This is a genomic window from Streptosporangium sp. G11 (assembly GCF_051192615.1).
Classification (GTDB): Bacteria; Actinomycetota; Actinomycetes; order Streptosporangiales; family Streptosporangiaceae; genus Streptosporangium.
In genome coordinates this window covers 1-24,067 of the sequence record NZ_JBPJUQ010000087.1, presented here as the reverse complement: position 1 = coordinate 24,067, position 24,067 = coordinate 1, and the positions used below count along the sequence as shown (strand labels likewise).

Sequence of the window (24,067 nt, the reverse complement as noted above, 5' to 3'; positions counted from 1 at the left end):
GGACGCGAGCCAGCCCGTCCGTGAGGGCGGGACCTCGTGAATCCGGGAACCGGGAGTTCGGGGCGGGGGACAGGCCGTAGGGCATGCGGGCCCGCCCGCGAGCCCGGCCGAGCCCGCCCACAAGGCCGGAAAGTCCGCTCCGCTCGGGGCGCGAAACGTGAAGGGCCCGCCCCGCCCCGGCGGGCCCTCCTCGTCTTCAGCCCGCGCCCCCGTCTTCCCGTCCCGTTTCCCACCTGCCAGGTCACGTTGTTTGTCCAGTTCGCGAGAACTGTGCTGGACAAAGCCAGGACCGTTAGACAGAGAGGGTACGGCCCGCCGACCGAAGGGACACGACATGGGAGACAGTCGCGCCGGGTACCCCCCGGTCGATCCGAGTCCCCGGCCGCGCCCCTGCTCGCGACGGTGCCTCTCACATCTGCGTACACCCCCGCGTCCCCGCCCTCCCGCGAAGCCACCCCGGCTTCCCTGACCACTCCCCTCACCTCTCAGAGGCGTGACGGGGAACGCGGCCGGGCGACGCGCGGTACTACCCATGGGCACCGGATTCCGCCCGAGGGGCCTCGGTCCGCAGGCCGAGGCCCCTCGGGCGGAATCCGGCCGCCGGCCCTCCGCCGGGGAACGGAGAGGCCGACGTTTCGCCGTCGGATCGTGTGAGAGCGATACCGAAAAGGGCGGCACGAAAGCCCCCGCACCGTTATTCACCGGGGCCGGTGCGGGGGCGAGGCGTCCGCCGGCGACGTCGTTTTTCATGGGCGCCGATTCGGTGATTCGGCCCACCCCCTAGACCCATCCGGTCAGGCATGGTTGCATCTCGCTTGTCCAGAATCGAGCTACTGGAGAAAGCACGCCGCCGGGGGCTGAATGGGGCGACCCGAGAGGGCTATCGATCCCGACGCGAGCCCGCTACAGAGGTTCGCGTCGGAATTACGGCAGTTGCGGGAAGCGGCGGGCAGGCCGAGCTACCGTGAGCTGTCCCGTCGCGCGCATTACTCGGTGACGGCGCTGTCGGAGGCGGCCGGAGGGGAGATCTTCCCCACGCTCGCGGTGACCCTGGCCTACGTCGAGGCGTGCGGCGGCGACCCCGCCGTCTGGGAGAGGCGGTGGCGGACGCTGGCCGCGGAGTTCGCCTCCGCGGACGCCGCCGAGCGGGCCAAGGAGGGCGAGGACGCCCCGTACCTGGGACTCGTGACCTTCGACCCCGGCGACGCCGACCGGTTCTTCGGGCGAAAGGATCTGGTCGCCGAGCTGTGCGCGCGGCTGGAGGGCACCTCCCTGCTGGCGGTCTTCGGCCCGTCGGGGAGCGGGAAGTCGTCGCTGCTGCGGGCGGGTCTCCTGCCGGCGCTGTGGGGCGGGGCCCTGCCGGGGAGCAAGGCGTGGCCGACGCTGCTGCTGACCCCGGGCGAGCATCCGCTGGAGGAGCTCGCGATAGGCCTGGCGAACGCGACGGGTGTCAGCGCCTCCTCACTCCACGCCGGGCTGACGGCCGAGCACGTGAGCGCCCGCCTCGACGTCAGGCAGCTGCTGGAGGGGCGGCCGAGGTCGGCGCGCGCCGTGATCGTGGTCGACCAGTTCGAGGAGGTCTTCACGCTCTGCGGCGACGAGAGGGAACGGGTGGCCTTCCTCGACTGGCTGCTCGCCGCGGCGGACGACGGCGACCGGGCGCGGGTGGTCCTGGGAGTCCGCGCGGACTTCTACGCCAGGTGCGCGGAGCACCCGCCGCTGGTGGCCGCGCTGCGCGACCGGCAGCTGCTGATCGGGCCCATGGACGAGGACGACCTGCGGCAGGTGGTGACGGGACCGGCCGTCCGCGCCGGGCTCAGGGTCGACAGGGCGCTGGTGGAGGCCATCCTCGGCGACTGCCGCAGGGAACCGGGGGCGTTGCCGCTGCTCTCGCACGCGCTGCTGGAGACGTGGAAGCGGCGCAGGGGTGACGCGATGACGCTGGCCGGGTACCGCGCGGCCGGAGGCATCCAGGGGGCCATCGCGCAGAGCGCCGAGCGGGTCTACGACGAGTTCGGCGACGAGGAGCGCCACCTGGTCAAGAACGTGTTCCTGCGCCTGACGGCACTGGGCGAGGGCACCCAGGACACCCGCCGCCGCGTCGCCCCCGACGAGCTGCTGTCCGGCCCGAACGGTACGGCGGTGGCGACCGTGCTGACCAGGCTCACCGAGGCCCGGCTGCTCAGCGTCGACGAGGACAGTGTCCAGGTGGCGCACGAGGCGGTCATCCGTTCCTGGCCCAGGCTGCGGGGCTGGCTCGCCGAGGACCGGGAGTTCGTACGCCTCCACCGGCGCCTCACCGAGGCGGCCACGGAGTGGGGGCAGCACGGGCGCGAGGACGAGCTTCTGTACCGGGGGATACGCCTGACCGCCTGGGAGGGCCGCGAACTCGACCGGCTCAACGACCTGGAGCGCGCCTTCCTGGAGGCCGCGCGGGCGCGCGAGGCCCGCGAGCGCACCGCGACCGGCAGGCGGGCCCGGCTGCTGCTGATCGGCGCGACGGTGGTCGGAGTGGTGGTCTGCGCGCTGGCCGTGATGGCCCTCGTCATGGCGGACCGGGCCCGGCACGGGCAGGAGCTCGCCTACTCCCGCCAGCTCGCCGCCGACGCGCGCGGCCAGCTCCAGCTCGACCCCCAGCTCGGCCTGCTGATGGCCCGGCGGGCGTACGAGGTCAGCCCCACGGTCGAGGCCGCCTCGGTGCTCAGGCAGGCCGTCGCCGACTCCCGGGTGAGTTTCATCCTGCCCGTCGCCGGCGGCAAGGTCTGCGGCGCCGTCTTCTCCCCTGACGGGCGCCTCCTGGCCACGAGCAGCGGTGACGGGACCATACGGGTGTGGAAGGTGAACGGGCGGGGCCTCGCGGGGAACCCGGTCGTGCTGCGGGGACACGACGGCGAGGCGTGGAGCCCCGCGTTCAGCCCCGACGGGCGCTACCTGGCCGCCGGAGGCATCGACGGCACGGTGCGGCTCTGGGACCTGACCGGTGCTGACGCGCCCGAGGTTCTGCGCGGTCACAAGGGGCCGGTCTGGAACGTGTCCTTCAGCCCCGACGGGCGGCGCCTGGCCGACGCCGGCGACGACGGCACGGTGCGGGTGTGGGACCTGGCCGGAGGTGACGCGCCCGAGGTTCTGCGCGGTCACGAGGGGCGGGTCCTGGGTGTGGTGTTCAGCCCGGACGGCAGAAGCCTGGCCACCGGGGGCGGTGACGGCACGGTGCGGCTGTGGGACCCGGAGGGCGGGACGAGGCCCACGGTGCTGCGCGGTCACGAGAACTCGGTGGAGGGCGTGGCGTTCAGCCCGGACGGCAGGCGCCTGGCGAGCGCGAGCACCGACGGCACCGTGCGGATGTGGGACGTGGTGCCCGGTGACGGCTCCTTCGGGGTTCGGCGCGGGCACGACGGCTCCTCCAAGGTCCTGCGCGGGCACGACGGCACCGTCGAGGGGGTGGCGTTCGGCCGGGACGGGCGGGTCGCCAGCGTCGGCAACGACGGCACGGTCCATGTCTGGGGCGCGGGCGGCACCATCGCCCCCCTGGTGCTGAGCGGCCACCGGGGGACGGTGTGGAGCGCCGCGTTCAGCCCCGACGGCCGGACGCTCGCCAGCGCGAGCGACGACGGCACCGTGCGGATGTGGGACGTGGTGGCGGCGGGCGACGCCACCATCGTGCGCGGTCACACCGGGGAGGTCTGGAGCGCCGAACTCAGCCCCGACGGGCGGCGGGTGGCCAGCGCGGGCAGTGACGGGACGATCCGCGTCGGGGACGTCACCGGCCAGGGGAGCGCGGTCGTGCTGCGCCCCGGCGGCGGGGAGACGCTCGACGTGGCGTTCAGCCCGGACGGGCGGCGGGTGGCGGGCGCGGTGGAGGACGGCGTGGTCCGCGTCTGGGACGCCGCGGGACGCGGCGAGCCGGTGCTCCTCCACGGCCACCTCGGGTTGGTGTGGAGCGTCGCGTTCAGCCCGGACGGGCGGCGGGTCGCGAGCGCGGGCAACGACGGCACGGCCCGTGTCTGGGACGCCGCGGGGCGCGGGGAGCCACTCGTGCTCCGCGGCCACCGGGGAGTGGTCAGGTACGTGGCGTTCAGCCCGGACGGGCGGCGGGTCGCGAGCGCGGGCGAGGACGGCACGGTCCGGGTGTGGGACGTCTCGGGACACGATGAGCCGGTGGTGCTCCGTGGCCACCAGGGTCTGGTGTGGGGCGTGTCCTTCGGCCCCGACGGGCGGCGGGTGGCCAGCGGCGGCAACGACGGCACGGTCCGGGTGCGGGACGTCTCGGGGCGCGGCGAGCCGGTGGTGCTCCGTGGCCACCAGGGTCTGGTGTGGAGCGTGTCCTTCAGCCCCGACGGGCAGTGGGTGGCCAGTGGCGGCAACGACAACACCGTCAGGATCTGGGCGGCCACCGGCCGCGGCGAGCCCGTGGTCTTCCAGGGGCACGGTGCCTCCGTCGAGAGCGTGGGGTTCGGGCGCGACGGCCGTCACCTGGTCACCGCGCACGGCGACGCCACCGTGCGGGTCTGGCGGTGCGACGTGTGCGGCCCGATGGAGCAGGTGCTCAGGCTCGCCCGCGACCACACCGTCCGCGAGCTGACCCCGGACGAGCGCAAAGCCCTCCTGCAGGCATCCGGCTGACCACCGCGCCCCCTCCGCCACTCCGGCCCGCGCGTCCTCCGTCCGGCTCGCGCGTCCTCCGTCCGGCCTGCGCGCCTTCCGTCCGGCCTGTGCGCCATTCGTCCGGTCTGTGGGCCCTCCACGCTCAGGCACGCGGATCGTCACGGGCTCGGCGGACCCGGTGCGGTCCGCCGATCGCGGTCACCGTGTCAGGCGGACTCCCGGATGACCAGCTCCGTGGGCAGGATCGTCGACGACACGGGCCCGCCGTCGATCTGGCGGAGCAGCAGGCGCACCGCCGCCCGCGCCTGAGCCTCCACGGGCACGCGCACCGTGGTGAGCGCGGGCACGGCGTAGGAGGCGGCCTCGATGTCGTCGAACCCCGCGATCGCGACGTCGTCCGGCACCCGCCGTCCCGACTCGCTCAGCACCCGCAGGGCGCCGATCGCCATCAGGTCGCCCGCCGCGAAGACCGCGTCGAGCGCCGGGTCGTCGTGCAGGAGCTGGCGCATCGCGTCCGCGCCCGAGGCGAGGGTGAGGTCGCCGACGGCGATGATCGACCGATGCCCGGTGTCGCGCAGGGCCTCGCGGTATCCCCTGAGCCGTTCCTGCGCGGCGATCGCGTCGGGGGGCCCGGCGATCGCGGCGATCCGCCGCCGTCCCCTGGCGAGCAGGTGCGCGACCGCGGAGACGGCGCCGCCCACGTTGTCGACGTCGGCGTACGGGGTGTGCGCCGCCACCGCGGGCCTGCCCAGTGACACGACGGGGATGCCCGTACGGGCCAGCGCGGCGGGCAGCGTGTCGGCGCCGTGCGCCGACACGAGCACCACCCCGTCGACGTGCCCCGAGGCGGCGTACTGCTCCACCCGGAGCCGGCCGGCCGCCGAGTCGGCGAGCATGAGGGTGACGCGCTTGCCCGACTCCTCCAGCTCCCGGGTGGCCGAGCGGACGGTCGCCGAGAACAGCGGGTCGTCGGCGCGGGCCCCGGCGGGGGAGCCGGAGAGGACCAGCGCGATCGAGTCGGTGCGCCGGGTCACCAGGCTGCGGGCCGCCGAGTTGGGGACGTAGCCCAGCTCGTTGACGGCGTGCATGACGATCGCCCGGAACTCGTCGCTGACCGTGCCCTCACCGTTGATCACCCGGGAGACGGTCGATCTCGACACGCCCGCGCGGGCGGCGACCGCCTCCAGGGTGGGGCGCCTGGCGCGCTCGCGGTGCAGCCCGTTGTGCCGGATCACCTCGCGGTACCACAGCGCGCTGTCCTTGGGCAGCCGCCGCTGCGTCTCGAAGTCGACGTGCACGATCCCGAAGCGCTTGTGGTAGCCCTCGGCCCACTCGAAGTTGTCCATCAGCGACCAGACCAGGAAGCCGCGCAGGTCGGCACCGGCCTCGATCGCGGCGTGCGCGGCCCTCAGGTGGCTTTCGAAGAAGGCGGTCCTGTCGGCGTCGTGCACGCGGTCACCCGCCACCACGTCGTCGAACGCGGCGCCGTTCTCGGTGACGAGCAGGCCGACCTCGGGGTAGTCGCGCGAGAGCCGCGTGAGCAGCTGGGAGAGCCCGGTCGGCACGATCGCCCAGCCCATGGCCGTCGTCGGGGCATGGGTGCCGCTGAACAGGATGTCCTCGCTGCCGGGGTAGGCGGCGTTGGCCGGCTCGCCGGGCTCGGACCGTACGACGCAGGGGGTGTAGTAGTTGATCCCGAGCAGGTCGATGGGCTGGTTGATCGTTTCGAGGTCGCCGTCGCGGATGTGGTCGGTCCCGCCCATGCGCTCCATGATGGCGAGCACCGGGTCGGGGTGCTTCCCGCGCAGGGCGGGGTCGAGGAACTGCCGGTTGATGAGGCAGTCGATCCGGTTCACCGCCTCGGCGTCCTCGGCTGAGGGGACGAGGTCGGGGTCGCTCACCTGGCCGGGCGTCATCACCGGCGTGAGGTTCAGGGTGAGGGCGATCTCGCGGGCGCCCGCGTCGCGCAGCACCCGGGCGCTCAGCCCGTGGGCCAGCAGGAGGTGGTGGGAGGCGCGGAAGGCCTCCGCCGCCGACGCGCGGCCCGGCGCGTGGATGCCGATGCCGTACCCCAGCACCGCGGACACCCACGGCTCGTTGATCGTCATCCACGTCCCGACGCGGTCGCCCAGCCGGTCGTGCACGATTCGGGTGAAGTCGGCGAAGCGGTAGGCCGTGTCGCGGTTGGTCCAGCCGCCCAGGTCCTCCAGGGCCTGGGGGAGGTCCCAGTGGTAGAGCGTCACGTAGGGCGTGATGTCGGCCGCCAGCAGCTCGTCCACCAGCCGGTCGTAGAAGTCGAGCCCGGCGGCGACGGCGGGTCCCGAGCCCGACGGCTGGATCCTGGGCCACGACATCGAGAACCGGTAGGCCCCGAGGCCCAGCTCCGCCATCATGCGGACGTCGCCGGCGTAGCGGTGGTAGTGGTCGCAGGCCACGTCGCCGGTGTGGCCGTCGGCGATCCTGCCCGGCGTGTGGGAGAACGTGTCCCAGATCGACGGGCCGCGCCCCCCGTCCCGCGCGGCGCCCTCGATCTGGTACGCGGCGGTGGCCGCCCCCCAGACGAAGCCCTGGGGAAAGGCCAGGGTCTCACCCCGGGCCGAGGTGGTCGTTGCGGTCATCCTTCGAAAACCCCCGTCGGTTCTCGCGACTGCCAGGACGCGCGGGGCGGTGGCGGGGTCGCCGTCGTCCCGGCCGGTGGAAGCGTCCCACCGACATCATGAGCGCGGTCGCGGCCTGACGTCTAGGGGTTTCCCCGCCGCGTGGGCACGCTCCCATCTCACTCGCGTTCATGATCGGCGACACAGTAACCGATGCCACCGACGGTATGGACATATCGCGATATTTCATGGGAAATCAGTCAGCAGGGGCCGTTCCGGAGCCGAAGAAGGCCGTTCTCAGGCGCCGGGGAGTCTCAGCATGCGATCGACCAGCTGGCGGTGATGGGCCAGGAAGCGTCGCCGCGCCTGCGGGTCGGCGGCGACGGAACGGTCCGCGTCGGCGAGCGTCTCGCCGTGCAGGAACCCGTACACGCTCCAGATCAGCGTACGCACCAGCAGGTCCAGGTCCACCTGGTCGTCGATCAGTCCGGCCCTGGCCGCGGAGCGCAGCGCGTCGCGGGTGAAGTTGATGAGGGGGATCGAGTAGGCCTGTTCCAGGTCGGGGATGTCGGCGGCGTCACCGAGCCAGCGGTGCATCCACAGCGCAGGGACCTGCGGGTTGGTGATGCAGAACTCCAGGTAGCGCTCGGAGAGCCTGTACACGGCGGCGGCGACTCCCCCGGCGTCGGCGGCGGGGAGCTCGCTGAGCGCCTCCTCCACGACGGCCCGTTCCGCCCGGCCGGCGTGGTCGATGACGGCGAGGTAGAGGTCGTGCTTGTCGCCGAACCGCCGTTGCACCCACGCCAGGTCCTCCCCGGCCGCCTCCGCTATCCCCTGCAGCGACGTGCCGTCGTGACCGAAAGCCGCGAAGAGCCGCGCCGCGATGTCGATGACCGCCCGGCTCTGCGGGTCGTCGGCGGGAGTCATGACTCGATTCAAGTCCTCCGCGAGGGCGGAGGCGCCCTGGAGTTGGTTTTGAACTGGTCAAACCTGCGTGCGCGACGCTCCGCCCTCCCGGAGAGGCGTCGCGGGCCACGGCGTTCCTCGCCGCGTCGTGCTCGCGGGGCTCACAGGACTCACAGGACTCACGAGACTCGCAGGACTCCATGGGGCTGACAGGACTCATGCACGGAGCTCACGGAGCTCACGGAGCTCACGGAGCTCACGGAGCTCACGGAGCTCACGGAGCGGGAGGCCCCGGGTCAGGAGGGGAGGATGCTCAGCTCGCCCGACCCGGTCAGGGCGGTGATCCGCCGAGGGGCGGCCGAGTCGCGGCGCACCTCGACGGTCGCTTTCCCGTCGTCGGTCCGCACGTTGTAGCCATCCTCGTACGCCTCCCCGTCCGGCACCCTGACCATCACGTTCCCGGCCGTCGTCACCACGGCGCCGACGTTGCCCGGAGGGGCGGCGAACCTCAGGTCGACGCTTCCCGTACCGGTCTCGACGTCGGTCTCGGCGGACCGGAGGCCGGTGCCGACCACGTTCCCCGCCTGTGCCCGTACCCGCAGCGCGCCCCCCGTGCCGTCCACGACCACGTCGCCCACGGTGGTGGAGAGGCGCAGGTCGCCCTGGACCCCGCTCACCGACACGGTCCCGAGCCGCCGGGATACCGCCTCGACGTCGGTGGCGGCGGGCACGCGCAGGACGTAGTCGGCCTGGCAGGCGAAGCCGTCGGGATGGTCGCCGCCGGGGCAGTGGACGTCGAGCCTGAGCGTCCGCCCGTCCCAATCCTCGGTGACCACGGGCCGGTCCAGGGTCCAGAAGAGCGTCCGCTCCAGATCCAGCCGCTTCGCCGCTCCCGGCACGACCGAGATGTTGACGTGGCCCGTGGTCTCCACGACGATCCCCGGCGCGGTGAGAGCCCGGGACTGCAGCGTGGTCTCGATGCTCCGGCGGACCGTCATGATCTCGGCCCACGCGGCCAGGGCGGTGAAGGCCACGGCGAGCGCGGTGAGCGCCCCTCCCATGACCAGCCAGGCGATTCGGGCGTTGTTTCGCATCGGCATGCTCTCAAACCTTCAGGAATCGCAGGACGGCGAGCACCCGGCGGTGGTCCTTGTCGGCGCCGGAGAGGTCGAGCTTGGTGAAGATGTTGTTGATGTGCTTGCCGACCGCGCTCTCGGACACCACCAGGGCCTCGGCGATCCCGGTGTTGGAGCGGCCCTCCGCGATCAGCGACAGCACCTCGTGCTCCCTGCGGGTCAGCCGGTCCAGCGGGTCGCTGTGCCTGCGCAGCAGCAGCTGGGCGACCACCTCGGGATCCAGGGCGGTGCCCCCGGCGGCGATCCGGCGCAGCGCGTCGAGGAACTCCTCGACGTCGGCCACCCGGTCCTTGAGCAGGTAGCCGATCCCGCTGGTCGCGGTGGACAGCAGCTGGGTGGCGTAGCGCTCCTCGACGTACTGGGAGAGCACGAGGATCGCCAGCGTCGGCCGCTGGCGGCGCAGGACGAGCGCCGCGCGCAGGCCCTCGTCGGTGTGCGAGGGCGGCATCCGCACGTCGGTGACGACGAGGTCGGGGACGTGCTCGTCCACGGCGCGCAGCAGCCCCTCCGCGTCGGACACGGCGGCCACGACCTCGATGCCCGCCGAGCCGAGCAGGCGGACGAGCCCTTCTCTCAGCAGTACGGAGTCCTCGGCGAGCACTACGCGCACGGTAGCTCCACTCTGATCGTCGTCGGCCCGCCGAGCGGGCTGTCGACGTACAGGATGCCGTCCACGGAGCCGACCCGGCGGGACAGGCCACGCAGACCGGTCCCCCGCTCGGGGTCCGCGCCGCCGTGGCCGTCGTCGCCGACGGCCACGTGGAGGCGGTCGCCGAGGCGGTCGACGGTGACCTCGGCGCCGGACGCCCCCGCGTGCTTGGTGATGTTGGTCAGCGCCTCGGACACGACGAAGAACGCCACCGCCTCGATCGTGGGAGAGACGCGTTCGGGGATGTGGACGCTCAGCCGTACGGGGAATGGGGCCCGCGCGGCGAGGCCGGACAGCGCCGCGTCCAGGCCCTGGTCGTTGAGCACGGCGGGGTGCAGCCCCCGGACGAAGTCGCGCAGCTCCTTCAGGGCCTGCTTGGCCTCCTCGTGCGCCTGCACGATCACCTCGCGGGCGGGCTCGGGCAGGTCGGTGAGGTTGGCGCGGGCCATGCCCAGGTTCATCGCCAGCGACACCAGCCGCTGCTGGGTGCCGTCGTGCAGATCCCGCTCGATGCGGCGGCGCTCGGCGTCCGCGGCGTCGACCACCTCGGCGCGGCTCTCCCGCAGCGTCTCGACCCGCTGGACCAGCTGGTCGCTCAGGCTGGGACCGAGCAGGGCCTCGGCGGCGATCACGTCCAGCGCCGCGAACCCCCGGGCCACCCACGGCCCCGCGACGAGCAGGCTCCCCGAGGCGAGGACGAACGCCACGCTCCGCCAGCTCTCCTCCATCGCCCAGTACCGCACGGCGAGCCCGGCGGTGACCAGCCCGCCCGCCCACGCCCCGACGACCGATACGGCGCCGAAGCCGCTGATCAGCGGCGTCAGCAGGTGGTACGAGAGCCGGCGCCAGGTGCTCCGCGTCCTGGCCTCCTGGAACAGCCGCCGGAACGGGTTCATGCTCAGGGGGCGGCGCGGGACAGGAAGGATGTCGACGTCGAGGAAGGCGGCGAACCGGGACCGCTGCACCAGGGTGAGCAGCCGGACGACCCAGAAGAACAGCAGCAGCGCGATCACGGGGACCACCACGGTCCACACCAGCAGCACCGACGCCGTCACCAGCGCCGAGATCGCCATCGTGCCCAGCAGGGCGATCGGCACGCCCGTCACCAGGTGCGCGGTGCGGAGCCAGGCCCGCGTGGACCAGTGGGCGCTGATCCTCTCCCAGGGGGTGGTCACCTCGATGCCGGTCATAGGACCACCGTAGGGACCGCGGCGGCCCGGACACAGGGGCGAGGTATCCCGGAAAAAGGTGGGGCAAACCCCACCCCCCGAGCGCGATCCGGGGGTTCCCGTCACGGTACGTCCCCGGTTGTACGGCCCTTTCCTCTTTACGGGGCCCGGATTGTGAGGTCCAGTCCCTTCGTGAGGCCCAGTTTGTAGGGTAAAGTCCTAATTTGCCTGCTTGACCTACCCTTGGGGAATGGATTCCCGCGAGCATGTCGAACGGCATGGCCTGGGGTGGGCGACGGACCGGCGGCCTCCTGGGCGGGCCGTGCTCCCCGGTCTCTCCCGACCTCGCACCCACAACGGCCTTCACGGGTCTTGCGGTCACGACGGCCTCCCGAGGTCTCGCACCGGCGACGGCCTTCCCTGGTCTTGCACCCACGAGGGCCTTCCCGGGTCCTGCGGTCACGATGGCCCTTCCGGACCCCGCGCCGGCGACCGCCCCTCCGGACCCTGCGCCGGCCACGGCCTTCCCGGGCTTTTCGCCGACGATCCGATGTCCGCGCCCCTGACCTATCCCGGGCGCCTCCCCCCGGGAGCCGGGCTGCTGGCCGACGGCCGCTTCCTGCCGATGTCCGAGGGGGCCGGCGCCCTCGGCGGCTGGCGGGTCCGGCCGGGGAGCCGGGACGTGCGGCTCGCCGACCACCTGGCGGGTCTCGGCGTGGGGCCGGTGGAGGCGCGCCACCCGGTGGTCGCGGTGGGCTCCAACGCCGCGCCGGGCCAGCTGCACCGGAAGTTCACCGCCGCCGGGATCCGGTCCGTCGTCCCGCTCGCCCCGGCCACCGTGCACGGCGTCGCCCCGGGGGTGTCGGCGCACGTCAGCCGGAACGCCTACCTGCCCGCCGCGCCCATCAGGGTGCCAGGGGCGTCGCTCCTGTTCGTGGCGTGGGTGGACGACGCCCAGCTCGCCGCGCTGGACGCGACCGAGCCGAACTACGTCCGGCTCCCGCTGCCCCCGCGTTCCTTCCCCGTGCGCCTCTCCTCCGGGGAGGCCCTTCCCTCGTGCCACGTCTACGCGGGCATGCACGGATGCCTGGTGGACGAGGAGGGTGATCCGCTGCCTCTCGCTCCCCAGCCGGAGCTGATCGGGCACCTGCTGGCGCGCTCCGCGAAGCTGCGGCGCCTGCTGGGGCGGACGCCCGAGGAGTTCGTGACGAGGGCGAGGGAGGACGACGGGACGCGGGAGGCGGCCCACGCGCTGTTCCGGAGCGACGGGTTCGCCGACCCCGGAGCCGGGCTCGCCGGAGAGCTGTCACGTCCTCGAACCCCGCGCCCACGAACCCCGCGCTCCCGAAACCCGCGTCCTCGAACCCCCCGCCCCCGGACCCCCTGATCCCGGTCCCCGTGGCCCCGTGATCCCGTCTCGGCGATCTCGCGCGACCTTGCGATCTTTGGGATAACCCCAATGGGGGTAGTCATGGGTTATAAATAGAGGCGACCCGAACGCGGCCCATCGAAGGGATCGCCTCCTTGAAGCGCGTGCTGCTGCTGGCGACCGGTGACACCATCGCCCACTCCTACGCCCCCGACCGCCCGAGCGTCGCGTCCGGGGCCGAACTCCTGCGGGCGCTCCCGCCCGGCGCGGTCACCGCGGACGTGGTGGCCGAGGACGTGATGGCGGAGCCCAGCTGGGACATGTCGCCCTCGACCATGCTGGAGGTGGCCCGCAGGGCGCGTTCGGCCATCCTGGACCGCGGATTCGACGGTGTCGTGATCACTCACGGCGCGGACACGCTGGAGGAGACCGCGTACCTCGTGGACCTGCTCGCGGGCCGGGCGGCGGAGCGCGGCGCGATCGTGCTGACCGGCGCCGTCCGCTCCCTGGACGAGCTGTCCCCGGACGGCCCCCGCAACCTCGCCTCCGCCGTCGTGGCCGCCGCCGACGGCGCGCTGCGCGGTGCCGGGGCCGTCGTGTGCTTCAACGACGAGATCCACGCCGCCCGCTGGGTCACCGAGGTCGACGCCACGAGCGTCGCGGCGTTCTCGTCGGCACCCTTCCCCGTGCTGGGCCGGGTGACCGGCGGCCGCGTCGAGACGCTGTCCGCCCCGCCGCCCCGGCCGCCCGCGTTCGGGGGAGATCCGGCCTCGGACGTCGCCCTGATCAAGACCTATCCGGGAATCGCCCCCGTGCTGCTCACCGCCGTCGTGGACGCCGGGGCCCAGGGCGTCGTGCTGGAGGGGACCGGCCTGGGCAACGTGCCGGTCGAGCTCTTCACGACGATCGCCGAGCTGACGGAGTGGGGGATCCCGGTGGTCGTCGCGTCGAGGTGCCGCACCCACGCGGCCCCGCCCGACGGGACGCGCCCCGGCGCGGGGCTCGCCGTGGGCGTCGGGGCGATCGGAGCCCGCGGCCTGGCGCCCTCGAAGGCGCGGTGCGCGCTGATGGTCGCCCTCGGCACCGGCGGGATCGACGCCGTACGCGACTGGTTCGGCAGGCTCTGACGCTCCGCGCGACGATTTACGGATGGGTAAAAACCGCGAAAAAGGGAGTATCCCTGAGCTGCGCGGGCACGTGGGTGGAGTCCGTGATCCGGCGAAGGGCTGGGGAGGCCTTCGCCGGATCACCCCCCTCTTCCCCACCTCGGTCCCCGCGTGGCCCGTCGCCCGCCGTGGCGTGCCGGGCCGCGGGGCGACCGGAGGGGCGGGCGCCCGGAACGATCAGACGAAGATCGACACCCCGAGGCCGCCGCGGGTCTCGGCGCCGTACCGCTCCTTCTCCTTGGCGATGTCGAGGGGCTTGATCCCGGAGCGCCCGCTCAGCACCTCCTCGGTGAGAAGGTCGGCGGGGACCAGCCAGGAGACCTCGAACTCCAGACCGTCGGGGTCCTTGGCGTACAGGGCCTTGGTGGTGGAGTGGTCGGAGGCGCCGACGAGGGCGTCGAGCTCGCCGAGCTTGAGGGCGATCCGCTCCAGCTCCTGGAGGGTGTCGACCTCCCAGGCGAGGTGGTAGAGGCCGACGGTCGAGCGCCCGGCCCCCGAGGGGCCCGCCTGCGCGCCGATCTCGAAGAGGCCGAGGTCGTGGTCGTTGCTGGACCCCGAGGCCTGGAGGAACGTGGCGCCCGGCATACCCATGACCACCCTGAAACCGAGGGCCTCCTGGTAGAAGGCGACGCTGCGCTCCACATCGCGCACGAAGAGAACGGCGTGGTTGAGCCGCTGGACCGGCATGGTTCCTCCTAAAACTTGAACTCTCAAGTAGATTACCCCCGCTTGGTTGAGAGTTCAAGTAAGCTGGTCTCGTGACGCGATGGCTGGACGACGACGAGCAGCGCACCTGGCGCGCGTTCCTGGCCGCCTCGCAGCTCGTCCAGGAGGAGCTGGACCGGCAGCTGCAACGAGACTCCGGCATGCCGCACGCCTACTACGCCGTGCTGGTGAAGCTCTCCGAGGCGCCCGAGCGCATGATGCGGATGAGCGAGCTGGCGGCGGAGGTCAACTCCTCGCAGAGCCGCCTGTCGCACGCGGTGAAGCGGCTGGAGGAGCGCGGCTGGGTGCGGCGCGAGCCGTGCGCCGCTGACAAGCGCGTGAGCTGGGCGATCCTCACCGACCAGGGGCTCGCGGTCCTCGCCGCCGCCGCCCCCGGCCACGTCGAGGCGGTACGGCAGACCCTGTTCGACCGTCTCGACCCCGAGCAGCTCCGCAGGCTGGCCGAGATCTGCGCCGCGATCCTCACCAGGCCCGACCCCGACCTCCCCGCCTGACGGGACACGGCCCGTCCCGCGCATCCGCCTCGGCCCGTGCTCCCGCCCGGTCCGGGGGACGACGCCAGGTTCGGGGGGCGAGCGGTCCCGAACGGCGAGCGGCCTGAACCGGCCCGGACGGCCGAGCCGCATGTCGCGGTGTCGCGGTGTCGCGGTCAGGCTCGCGCCGTGGCCAGGTGGCTCCAGGGGTCGGCGATGACGTGGTGGATGACCTGCCCGGCGGCGCCCAGGGTCGCGGCGTCGCCGCCGAGCCGCGAGACGGTCAGCTCGGGGACGGCGCGGCGCATCACACCCAGCCGGGAGGTCATCGTCTCGTGCGCCGGACCCCGGATCCACGGGAACAGCGGGGCGAAGACCCCGCCCAGCACGATGGTCCCCGGGTCCACCAGGTGCACCGCCGAGGTGAGGGCGACGCCGAGCGCCTGACCGGCGCGCTCGCAGGCCTCCAGCGAGCCCCGCTCGCCCGCCCGCAGGCGCGCCAGCAGCGCGGCCACCCCGTCGGGAACCCCGGCGAGCCCGGCGGCCCTCAGCAGCGCCTCCTGCCCGGCGTACTGCTCCAGGCACCCCCGGCCGCCGCAGCGGCACGCCGGGCCGTCGGGGGAGACGACCACGTGCCCCAGCTCCCCGGCGAGGCCCCGGGCGCCGCGGAACAGGGTGCCGCCGACCACCAGGCCCGCGCCGATGCCGATCTCCCCCGACACGTGCAGGAAGTCGCCGGGGACGGAGCCGAACCAGAGCTCGCCCAAGGCGGCGAGGTTGGCCTCGTTGTCCACTTTGACGGGGAAGCCCAGCAGGTCGGAGACGCGGACGTCGTGCCAGCCGAGGTTGGGGGCCGTGTGGACCAGTCCTCCGTCCACGGGGCCGGGCACCGCCAGGGTCGACCCGGCGATGGAGAGGCCTTCCTCGCGCGCTTTCTCCACAGCCCTGTGGGCGAGTTCTTCCAGGTGAGAGAGGGTTTCCACAGGAGAGGCCCTACGGTTGTCCACAGCCTGTGTATATCTGAGCCGCACCGCCAGGGTGAGGTCGACCACGCAGGCGGACAGGTAGTCGACGTTGATCTCCAGGCCGAGCGCGGCGACCCGCCGCCCGCTGAGCGCCACGGCCGTGCCCGGCCGCCCCCGCTCGCCGTCCCTGAGCGCGCCCGACTCGGCGACCATGCCCGCCTCGATCAGGTCGCCGACCATTTTCGACACCGTGGTCTTGGTCAGCCCGGTGATCTCGGCCAGCGCCGCCCGGGTGATCGGACCGCTCCTGCGGACCTCGCCGAGGACCACGCCGAGGTTGCGGGCGCGCATCGAGTCGTGGCGTACGGCCTGTGTCATGGAACACCCACCTCTTGACGATCCCACCACCTCGATCCATATTAAGTCCATAAAGTGGATTAAATCGGAGGAACGCAAATGAGCGCCTACACCCCCAAGCCCGAAGACCGCTTCACCTTCGGGCTGTGGACAGTCGGCTGGCAGGCCCGTGACCCCTTCGGGGACGCCTCGCGGGCCCCGCTGGACCCGGTGGAGAGCGTCCACCGGCTCGCCGAGCTCGGCGCGTACGGCGTCACCTTCCACGACGACGACCTGCTCGCCGTCGAGCCCGACCGCGACAGGGCCATCGCGAACTTCAAGAAGGCGCTGGCCGAGACCGGCCTCAAGGTCCCGATGGCCACCACGAACCTGTTCACCCACCCCGTCTTCAAGGACGGCGGCTTCACCAGCAACGACCGCGACGTCCGCCGCTACGCGCTGCGAAAGGTCATCCGCAACGTGGACCTGGCCGCCGAGCTCGGCGCGACCACCTACGTCTGCTGGGGCGGGCGCGAGGGCGCGGAGTCCGGGGCCGCCAAGGACATCAGGGCCGCGCTCAGCCGCTACAAGGAGGGCATGGACCTGCTCACCTCGTACGTGATCGAGCAGGGCTACGACATCAGGTTCGCCATCGAGCCCAAGCCGAACGAGCCGCGGGGCGACATCCTGCTCCCGACCATCGGCCACGCGCTCGCGTTCATCAACGAGCTGGAGCACTCCGAGCGCGTCGGCCTCAACCCCGAGGTGGGCCACGAGGAGATGGCCGGGCTCAACTTCGCGCACGGCATCGCGCAGGCGCTCTGGCACGGCAAGCTCTTCCACATCGACCTGAACGGCCAGCACGGCCCCCGCTACGACCAGGACCTGATCTTCGGCCACGGCGACGTGAAGAACGCCTTCTTCCTGGTCGACCTGCTGGAGAACGGCGGCTACGACGGCCCCAGGCACTTCGACTACAAGCCGCTGCGCACCGAGGACTCCGAGGACGTCTGGGTCTCGGCCGCGGCCAACATGCGCACGTACCTGATCCTGAAGGAGAAGGTGGCGGCGTTCCGCGCGGACCCCGAGGTCGCCGAGGCGCTCGCCGCGAGCAAGGTCGCCGAGCTCTCCGAGCCCACGCTGGCCCCCGGCGAGACGATCGCCGACCTGAACCGCGACGACTTCGACCTCGACGCGGTGGCCGCGCGCGGCTTCCACTTCACGCGCCTCAACCAGCTCGCCATGGACTACCTCCTCGGAGTCCGCGGATGACATTGGTGGCCGGGGTCGACTCGTCGACCCAGAGCTGCAAGGTGGTGATCAGGGACGCCCGCACGGGCGCCCTGGTCCGCCAGGGGCGCGCGACCCACCCCGAGGGCACCGAGGTCGACCCCGGAGCCTGGTGGGAGGCGCTCCAGGAGGCGCTGGCGCGGGCGGGCGGGCTGGACGGCGTCGAGGCGATGAGCATCGGCGCGCAGCAGCACGGCATGGTCTGCCTGGACGAGTCCGGCGACGTCGTCAGGAAGGCGCTGCTGTGGAACGACACCCGTTCCGCCGGAGCCGCCGCCGACCTGGTCGAGGAGCTGGGCGGTCCCGAGCGCTGGGCGGAGGCGGTCGGCAGCGTGCCGGTCGCGTCGTTCACGGTGACCAAGCTCCGCTGGCTGGCGGAGCACGAGCCCGACTCCGCCCGCCGCACGGCGAGGGTGTGCCTGCCGCACGACTGGCTCACCTGGCGGCTGGGCGGGGAGTTCGTCACCGACAGGGGCGACGCGTCGGGCACCGGGTACTGGTCGCCCGCGACCGGGGCCTACCGGACCGACCTCCTCCAGATGGCCTTCGGCGCCGTACCGGGGCTTCCCGAGGTACTGGGGCCCCGCGACTCCGCGGGCGAGGTGCGGCCCGCAGCCGGCGTCCCCGGCGCGGGCACGGTGCGTCTCGCGCCGGGTACGGGAGACAACATGGCGGCGGCCCTCGGGGTCGGCGCCCTGCCCGGGGACGTGGTGGTGTCGATCGGGACGTCGGGGACGGCCTTCGCGGTCGCCGCCGGCCCGAGCGCCGACCCGACCGGTGCCGTGGCCGGGTTCGCGGACGCCACCGGGCGGTTCCTCCCGCTGGTGGCCACGCTCAACGCCGCCAGGGTGCTCGACGCCGCCGCGCGGACGCTCGGGGTCGGTCTCGACGAACTCGACAGACTGGCCCTGGAGGCGCCCTCGGGGGCCGGAGGGCTCGTCTACGTCCCGTACCTGGAGGGCGAGCGCACCCCGAACCTGCCCACCGCCACGGGTTCGCTGCACGGCCTGACGCTGGGCACCTCCACCCCGGCGCACCTCGCCAGGGCGGCGGTGGAGGGCATGCTCTGCCATCTCGCCGACGCCTTCGACGCCCTCGGGCTCGACCCGTCCAGGGTGCTGCTCATCGGAGGGGGCGCCAGGTCGGAGGCCGTACGGCGGATCGCCCCCGCGGTCTTCGGACGGCCGGTGGTCGTCCCCGAGGCCGGGGAGTACGTCGCCGACGGAGCGGCGAGACAGGCCGCCTGGTCGCTCGGTGGCGACGAGCCCCCGGCCTGGGAGGCGGGCAAGGTCGAGCACTACGAGGCCGATCCCGCACCGGAGGTCAGGGCACGCTACGCCGAGGTCCGCGGCCTCCGCTGAGACGCGGGCCGGGCCGGGGTCCGCGGCCTTCGCCGGGGTGGCCCGCCGGGGCGGTCCGCCATCCCCGCCCTGACGCGGGGACCGCCCCGGCGCGGGTCGCCCCACGGGGCCGCTGGAACGGCCTCTCACGGGTACGGGGGCCGCCCTTTCACAGGTTCGGAGGGGCGGCCCCTCAACGGCCGTCTCAGGGACGGCTCAGGGTTGGATCAGGGGGCCGCCGGATGTCTGAATCGTCCTTTGGCGGACAGTCTTAGCGCATGCTCGCGTCGAAGAGGCTCTACCCCCTGATCGCATGTGCCGGGATCGTCGTGGCCGTCGTGGCCGCCGTCGCGGGACAGGCCGACCCGGTTCTCTACCCGAACCCGCTCGATCTGACGATCAGTGAGTACGCCGCGCTGGACCGCACCGGAGCCACCGGGTTCGCGATGACGGCGCTGGGGGTCGCGGCCTTCGCGGTGGTCGCCGGGCTGCGGGCCGTGGGGGCGCCGGTGGGTGTCCTGGCCGAGCGGCTGACACTGCTCTGGGGCGCGGGGCTCATCGTGCTCGCGGTGGTGCCCGCGGCCCTTCCCGGTACGGGGACCGACCTGATCGCCCAGGCGTACTGCTACGTGTCGATCGCCGTGCTGGCCGCGGTGCCCGCGGCGGGCGGCCTGATGGTGGCGCGGTTCGGCGAGGACGAGCGGTGGCGGGCGGTGGCCAGGCCGGTGGAGTGGCTGACGCTGGCCGGGGGGTTCGGACTGCTGGCGCTCACCTACGTGATGCTTCCCGGGGAAGGGGTGCTCGTCGGGCTCGTCGAGTGGACCCTGCTCGGTGCCGAGGTCGCGTTGGTCGGGGTGCTGGCCGTCCGGCTCGCGCGACTGACCTGGGCGAGGGGCGGCGCCACTTCCGCATCACGCGCCGCACTCGGCTGACTCACTCACTTCTGAAAACTCTTTCATGACATGTCACAAATAGGCTACAAATAGCAGGAGCCGCCAGTGCTATTCTCGTCGGCGATCTAGAGATCGTCCGGGGCCTTCCCCCGGCGCTCCGAGAGCGAACCGCTGAGGTGACATGGCATCGAGCAGGTCTATACGGTTCAAGGTCTCGGTGTTGCTGGTCATCCCCCTCGTCTCGCTGGTGGCGCTGTGGGGCTTCGCGACGGCCGTGACCGTCGGCGACTCGGTGAGCCTGCTCTCCGTCGGCACGCTGTACGACTCCATCGGCAAGCCCGCCGGAGAGCTGGGCATCGCGGTCCAGCGTGAGCACATCCTGTCGGCCGAGTTTCTGGCCACCCGCTCCGACGCGGACCGCGACACCCTCGCGGGGCAGCGCGCGGTCACCGACCAGGCCCGTGCCCGCCTGCGGCGGCAGACGACCGGGGAAGCGGCGCAGGCGGCGATGTCCGACGAGATGAGGATGCGCCACGAAGAGCTGATGCGGCAGGTGAACGGGCTCGACGCGATCCGCGCCAGGATCGACTCCGGGCGGATCGGCCCGGTGGGACTCTCCCAGGAGTTCACCCGGCTGCCGGACGCCCTGCGCCGGCTCTTCAACACCCTGAGCCTCAGCAACGATCTCTCGCTCTACCGCCAGTCGCGCGGCATCACGATGATCAACCAGGCCATGGACCTGCTCAGCCGCGAGCGGGCGCTCGCCACGGGCGCGCTGGCGCTCAGAAGCCCGATGACGCCGAGTGAGATGCGGCTGTTCACCCGGCTCGCCGCCAACCGGATCTTCCTCATGGACCAGGCGCTCCCGGACCTGGAGCCCGAGCTGCGCGCCCCCTTCTCGGACATGATCGCCTCCTCGACGTACGCCCGCTTCACCACCCTCGAGAACCACCTGCTGACCGGCGCCGAGGTGCGGTCCACCGACTGGCGCGCCGCCGGCGACGCGCTGGACGCCGCCTACCAGCGGTCCCTGACGGCGGCCGCCCCCGCGCTCGTCGAGCAGGCCACGCCCGTGGCCGTCGGCGTCTTCGTCCGCGCCGGCGTCATCGGCGTGCTCGGCCTCATCGCGGTCGTCGCGTCGCTGCTGGTCTCGTACCGGGTCGGCAGCGGGATCACCAAGGAGCTCGCCGCCGTGCGGCGGGCCGCCGCCGAGCTCGCGCAGACGCGGCTCCCGAGGGTCATGGAGAAGCTGCGCCGAGGCGACAGGGTGGACGTGGAGGCCGAGGCGCCCGCGCTGAAGCCGCCGGGCAGCACGAGCGAGATCCACGACGTCGCCGACGCCTTCAACAGCGTCCAGCGCAGCGCCGTGGACGCCGCCGTGGAGCAGGCCAGGCTGCGCGAGGGCGTCTCCCAGGCCTTCCGCAACCTCGCCCGCCGGAGCCAGTCGCTGCTGCAGCGCCAGCTCAAGCTGCTCGACGGCATGCAGAAGCAGGCGGAGGATCCCGCGGCGCTGGAGAACCTCTTCAGGCTCGACCACCTCACCACCCGCATGCGCCGCCACGCCGAGGGCCTGGTGATCCTGTCGGGCGGGGCCGCGGGCCGCAAGTGGCGCTCGTCGGTGCCGATGGAGGACGTGCTGCGCGGGGCCGCCGCCCAGGTCGAGGACTACGCCCGGGTGCGGATCTACCCGACGGGCGGCACCACCCTGGTCGGCAACGCCGCCGCGGACATGATGCACCTGTTCGCCGAGATCCTGGAGAACGCCACCGTCTTCTCCCCGCCGGGCAGCCAGGTCTCGGTCCGGGGCGAGCTCGTCGGGCGGGGCTTCGCGGTCGAGATCGAGGACAGGGGACTCGGGCTGACCGAGGACAAGCGCGCCGCGATCAACGAGCGCCTGGCCAGCCCGCCGGAGTTCGACCCGGCCGACACCGACCGGCTGGGCTTCGCCGTGGTCGGGCTGCTGGCCGCCAGGTACGGGGTCGAGGTGGCGCTGCGAGCCTCGCCGTACGGTGGCACCGGGGTGGTCGTCCTCATCCCCGAGCAGCTGCTCGGGGACCCCGAGCCCATCGAGGAGCCGCCGGTGCTCACCGTCATCAGCGTGCGGCCCGGATCCGCGGAGCAGAGGGCGGAGCGGCCCGGGGACTCCGGTGAGGTCCCGATCCCCGCGGACCTGTGGAAGCCGATGCGGCGCGGCGCCGACGGCCTGCCCCGCCGGGTGCGGCAGGCGAACACGCCGCCGCGCCGGGCCCAGGAGCCCCGGCCGCCCGAGGCCGAGGTCGAGGGGCGGTCGCCCGAGGAGGCGAGGGCGCTGATGAGCACCCTGCAGTCCGGCTGGCAGCGTGGCCGTGCCGACGACGAGGACGGCGGTGCCAAGCGATGAGCCCGGACCGTGAGCACCGGAGCGCGTCCGCGGGACCGCGACCAGAACCAGAACCAGATCCGGGTCCCGGCCGGAGGCCGTGGGCGCTGCCCGGCGGCGCCCGCGGGGGCGGAGCGACGGGAACGGATTCACCGAGCCGGTGGGGGCCGGCGGCCATCGAGATCATCAGAGGGGAAGGGGTTTAACCACGTGCCGGGTGAGCTTTATTGGCTTCTGGATGACTTCGTCACGAGTGTGGCGGACGTCTCGCACGCGCTGATCCTGTCCAACGACGGGCTGATGATGGCCTCGTCCCGAGGTCTGAGCAAGGAGGACGCCGAGCACCTGTCGGCGGTCGCCTCCGGCTTCCAGAGTCTCGCCAAGGGCACCAGCCTGCAGTTCGGCGGCGGTGCAGTACGCCAGACGATGGTGGAGATGGACTCCGTGTTCCTCTTCGTCACCTCCGCGGGCCAGGGAAGCTGCCTGTCGGTCATGACCACCGGCGCCGCCGACGTGGGCCTGATCGCCTACGAGATGGCCCGCCTGGTCACCCGCGTCGGCCAGCACCTGGCCACCGGCCCCCGGATGGCGGGCCAATGAAAGACGACGTCGAGTGGGTCGACGAGGAGGCCGGTCCCGTCGTCCGCCCCTACGCGATGACCGGTGGACGCACCCGGGCGTCCTCCTCCGCGTTCGACATGCTCGCGATGGCGGTGGCGACGGGAACGCCGATCGCCTCGGGGGCGAACCTGGGCTCTGAGCACCGGCGGCTGCTCAACCTGGTCAGGCGGGCGCGCCCGATCGTGGAGATCGCCTCGGACGCGGGCCTGCCGGTCGGCGTGATCAGGGTTCTCCTGGGCGACCTGCTGGACCAGGGCCTGATCCTGGTGCGGTCGCCGCTTCCCGCCGCCTCCATGCCCCCGGAGAACCTTCTGAGGGAACTGATCAGCGGCCTGAGGGCGCTGTGAACTCTCCTGCGGCCTCACCGGCCGGCGCGCCCGCCTCCAGGCCGTAGCGTCCTGGCCGACGTCCGGCCCCCGGCGCCGGGGGCCGGGGGAGCACCCCGGCCCGCTCCTCAGCTCTGGGTGGCCGTCAGCACCTTCAGGGAGTGCTCCACGAGCGTCACGAGCACGGTCTTCGCCGAGACGCGGCGTCGCACGTCGCAGAGCAGCACCGGCACGTCCACGTCGAGGTCCAGGGCGACGCGTACGTCCTCCGCCTCGTGCCGGTCGGCACCGTCGAAGCAGTTGACGGCCACGATGAACGGCGTGCCGCGCTGCTCGAAGTAGTCGATCGAGGGAAAGCAGTCGGTCAGCCGACGGGTGTCGGCGAGGACCACGGCACCCAGCGCGCCGTAGGACAGCTCGTCCCACATGAACCAGAACCGTTCCTGGCCCGGGGTGCCGAACAGGTAGACGACCAGGCCCTCCCTGATCGTGATGCGACCGAAGTCCATCGCGACCGTGGTGGTGGTCTTGCCCTCGACGCCGTCGACGTCGTCGATGCCGATACCGCGGTCGGAGAGGACCTCCTCGGTGCGGAGCGGACGGATCTCGCTGATGGCGCCCACAAGCGTGGTCTTGCCCACCCCGAAGCCACCCGCGATGAGAATCTTGAGGGCGACGGGTTCGTCAGAGGGCCCGAAGTCCATTGATCACTTCCTTGAGAATGCGCTCGCTCGCGGAGGCGCGCCCGATCGAGATGAGCTTGTGGTCCTGCAGGTCGCCGAGAAGGACCCTGACCACGCCGAGTGGCAGGTTGAGGTCCGAGGCGACGTCGGCGACCGAGGTGGGAGTGGTGACCATGGTGAGGATGCGCTCTTGTTCGGGGCCTGGGACGAACCCCCCGGACGGAGCGCCGCGAGTCGAGGTGACCATCGCGACCAGGTCAAGCTTGTCGCCGGAGGAGCGGGTGCGACCCCCGATGAGCGCGTACGGCCGGACGACCGGCCCGGCCTCCTCGTCCATCCAGTGGGTCATCCGGACCTCCAGCACCGGGCTCGGGGATCTAATACTGCAACGGCGCTTGCGCGGATAGATCGGTTTGCCGATCATTTATGTCTCGTGACGGTTGTAGATCTTGAGGCGT

Annotated in this window: 19 protein-coding genes; 10 read left to right on the top strand and 9 right to left on the bottom strand. The window is 72.7% G+C overall.

Features of this window, described 5'->3' with window-relative positions; translation table 11 throughout:
• Positions 1–993 precede the first annotated feature (993 nt).
• A complete protein-coding gene (locus ACSDR0_RS42345; RefSeq protein ID WP_435294615.1) occupies positions 994–4,623 on the top strand; it encodes an nSTAND1 domain-containing NTPase in 3,630 nt (1,209 codons plus the stop codon).
• Between the two features lie 188 nt (positions 4,624–4,811).
• Here ACSDR0_RS42345 and ACSDR0_RS42340 read toward each other — a convergent pair whose 3' ends face one another.
• From ACSDR0_RS42340 to ACSDR0_RS42320, 5 genes are all read right to left on the bottom strand, one after another.
• On the bottom strand, positions 4,812–7,223 hold the full coding sequence (locus ACSDR0_RS42340; RefSeq protein ID WP_435294614.1) for a GH1 family beta-glucosidase: 2,412 nt from the start codon (positions 7,221–7,223) through the stop codon (positions 4,812–4,814).
• Between the two features lie 276 nt (positions 7,224–7,499).
• Positions 7,500–8,129: a TetR/AcrR family transcriptional regulator gene (locus tag ACSDR0_RS42335; protein WP_435294613.1), complete on the bottom strand. Its 630-nt coding sequence runs from the start codon at positions 8,127–8,129 to the stop codon at positions 7,500–7,502.
• A 275-nt stretch (positions 8,130–8,404) separates the two neighbouring features.
• Complete coding sequence (locus ACSDR0_RS42330; protein WP_435294612.1) at positions 8,405–9,208, bottom strand: hypothetical protein; 804 nt, start codon at positions 9,206–9,208, stop codon at positions 8,405–8,407.
• 4 nt (positions 9,209–9,212) lie between these two features.
• On the bottom strand, positions 9,213–9,854 hold the full coding sequence (locus ACSDR0_RS42325) for a response regulator transcription factor (RefSeq protein ID WP_389916702.1): 642 nt from the start codon (positions 9,852–9,854) through the stop codon (positions 9,213–9,215).
• The gene (locus ACSDR0_RS42320; RefSeq protein ID WP_435294611.1) at positions 9,845–11,083 is read right to left on the bottom strand and encodes a sensor histidine kinase; all 1,239 of its coding nucleotides are present in this window, start codon (positions 11,081–11,083) and stop codon (positions 9,845–9,847) included. Before ACSDR0_RS42320 ends, ACSDR0_RS42325 begins: the two co-directional genes overlap by 10 nt.
• Positions 11,084–11,612: 529 nt before the next feature.
• Between ACSDR0_RS42320 and ACSDR0_RS42315 the strand changes: the two genes are divergently transcribed.
• Both ACSDR0_RS42315 and ACSDR0_RS42310 read left to right on the top strand, forming a co-directional pair.
• Positions 11,613–12,449: a hypothetical protein gene (locus ACSDR0_RS42315; protein WP_435294610.1), complete on the top strand. Its 837-nt coding sequence runs from the start codon at positions 11,613–11,615 to the stop codon at positions 12,447–12,449.
• Between the two features lie 146 nt (positions 12,450–12,595).
• Entirely contained in the window at positions 12,596–13,558 is a 963-nt protein-coding gene (locus ACSDR0_RS42310; RefSeq protein WP_435294623.1) for an asparaginase, read from the top strand.
• Between the two features lie 216 nt (positions 13,559–13,774).
• On the opposite strand, the gene ACSDR0_RS42305 is transcribed toward ACSDR0_RS42310, so the two are convergent.
• A complete protein-coding gene (locus tag ACSDR0_RS42305) occupies positions 13,775–14,284 on the bottom strand; it encodes a VOC family protein (RefSeq protein WP_435294609.1) in 510 nt (169 codons plus the stop codon).
• 71 nt (positions 14,285–14,355) lie between these two features.
• On the opposite strand from ACSDR0_RS42305, the gene ACSDR0_RS42300 reads away from it, so the two are divergent.
• Positions 14,356–14,817 carry a MarR family winged helix-turn-helix transcriptional regulator gene (locus ACSDR0_RS42300; RefSeq protein ID WP_435294608.1) on the top strand — a complete coding sequence of 154 codons (462 nt, stop codon included), beginning with the start codon at positions 14,356–14,358 and terminating at the stop codon, positions 14,815–14,817.
• A 155-nt stretch (positions 14,818–14,972) separates the two neighbouring features.
• Here the strand turns inward: ACSDR0_RS42300 and ACSDR0_RS42295 are convergent, their stop codons facing one another.
• The gene (locus ACSDR0_RS42295; RefSeq protein ID WP_435294607.1) at positions 14,973–16,139 is read right to left on the bottom strand and encodes an ROK family protein; all 1,167 of its coding nucleotides are present in this window, start codon (positions 16,137–16,139) and stop codon (positions 14,973–14,975) included.
• A gap of 78 nt (positions 16,140–16,217) precedes the next feature.
• Between ACSDR0_RS42295 and xylA the strand changes: the two genes are divergently transcribed.
• The 6 genes from xylA (at position 16,218) to ACSDR0_RS42265 (ending at position 22,947) form a co-directional block, all read left to right on the top strand.
• Positions 16,218–17,369 (top strand): xylose isomerase, encoded by a 1,152-nt coding sequence (gene xylA / locus ACSDR0_RS42290; RefSeq protein ID WP_329088673.1) that lies wholly within the window; start codon positions 16,218–16,220, stop codon positions 17,367–17,369.
• Positions 17,366–18,748 carry a xylulokinase gene (gene xylB / locus ACSDR0_RS42285; RefSeq protein ID WP_435294606.1) on the top strand — a complete coding sequence of 461 codons (1,383 nt, stop codon included), beginning with the start codon at positions 17,366–17,368 and terminating at the stop codon, positions 18,746–18,748. The genes xylA and xylB overlap by 4 nt, the downstream gene beginning before the upstream one ends.
• Positions 18,749–19,005: 257 nt before the next feature.
• Positions 19,006–19,659: a DUF998 domain-containing protein gene (locus ACSDR0_RS42280; RefSeq protein ID WP_435294605.1), complete on the top strand. Its 654-nt coding sequence runs from the start codon at positions 19,006–19,008 to the stop codon at positions 19,657–19,659.
• A 142-nt stretch (positions 19,660–19,801) separates the two neighbouring features.
• Complete coding sequence (locus tag ACSDR0_RS42275; protein ID WP_435294604.1) at positions 19,802–22,000, top strand: sensor histidine kinase; 2,199 nt, start codon at positions 19,802–19,804, stop codon at positions 21,998–22,000.
• Between the two features lie 189 nt (positions 22,001–22,189).
• Positions 22,190–22,579: a roadblock/LC7 domain-containing protein gene (locus ACSDR0_RS42270; RefSeq protein ID WP_435294603.1), complete on the top strand. Its 390-nt coding sequence runs from the start codon at positions 22,190–22,192 to the stop codon at positions 22,577–22,579.
• Positions 22,576–22,947 carry a DUF742 domain-containing protein gene (locus tag ACSDR0_RS42265; RefSeq protein WP_435294602.1) on the top strand — a complete coding sequence of 124 codons (372 nt, stop codon included), beginning with the start codon at positions 22,576–22,578 and terminating at the stop codon, positions 22,945–22,947. Before ACSDR0_RS42270 ends, ACSDR0_RS42265 begins: the two co-directional genes overlap by 4 nt.
• A 107-nt stretch (positions 22,948–23,054) precedes the next feature.
• Here the strand turns inward: ACSDR0_RS42265 and ACSDR0_RS42260 are convergent, their stop codons facing one another.
• Together ACSDR0_RS42260 and ACSDR0_RS42255 are read right to left on the bottom strand one after the other, a co-directional pair.
• Entirely contained in the window at positions 23,055–23,630 is a 576-nt protein-coding gene (locus tag ACSDR0_RS42260) for a GTP-binding protein (RefSeq protein ID WP_435294601.1), read from the bottom strand.
• The gene (locus ACSDR0_RS42255; RefSeq protein ID WP_435294622.1) at positions 23,611–23,958 is read right to left on the bottom strand and encodes a DUF742 domain-containing protein; all 348 of its coding nucleotides are present in this window, start codon (positions 23,956–23,958) and stop codon (positions 23,611–23,613) included. The genes ACSDR0_RS42260 and ACSDR0_RS42255 overlap by 20 nt, the downstream gene beginning before the upstream one ends.
• Between the last annotated feature and the right edge of the window lie 109 nt (positions 23,959–24,067).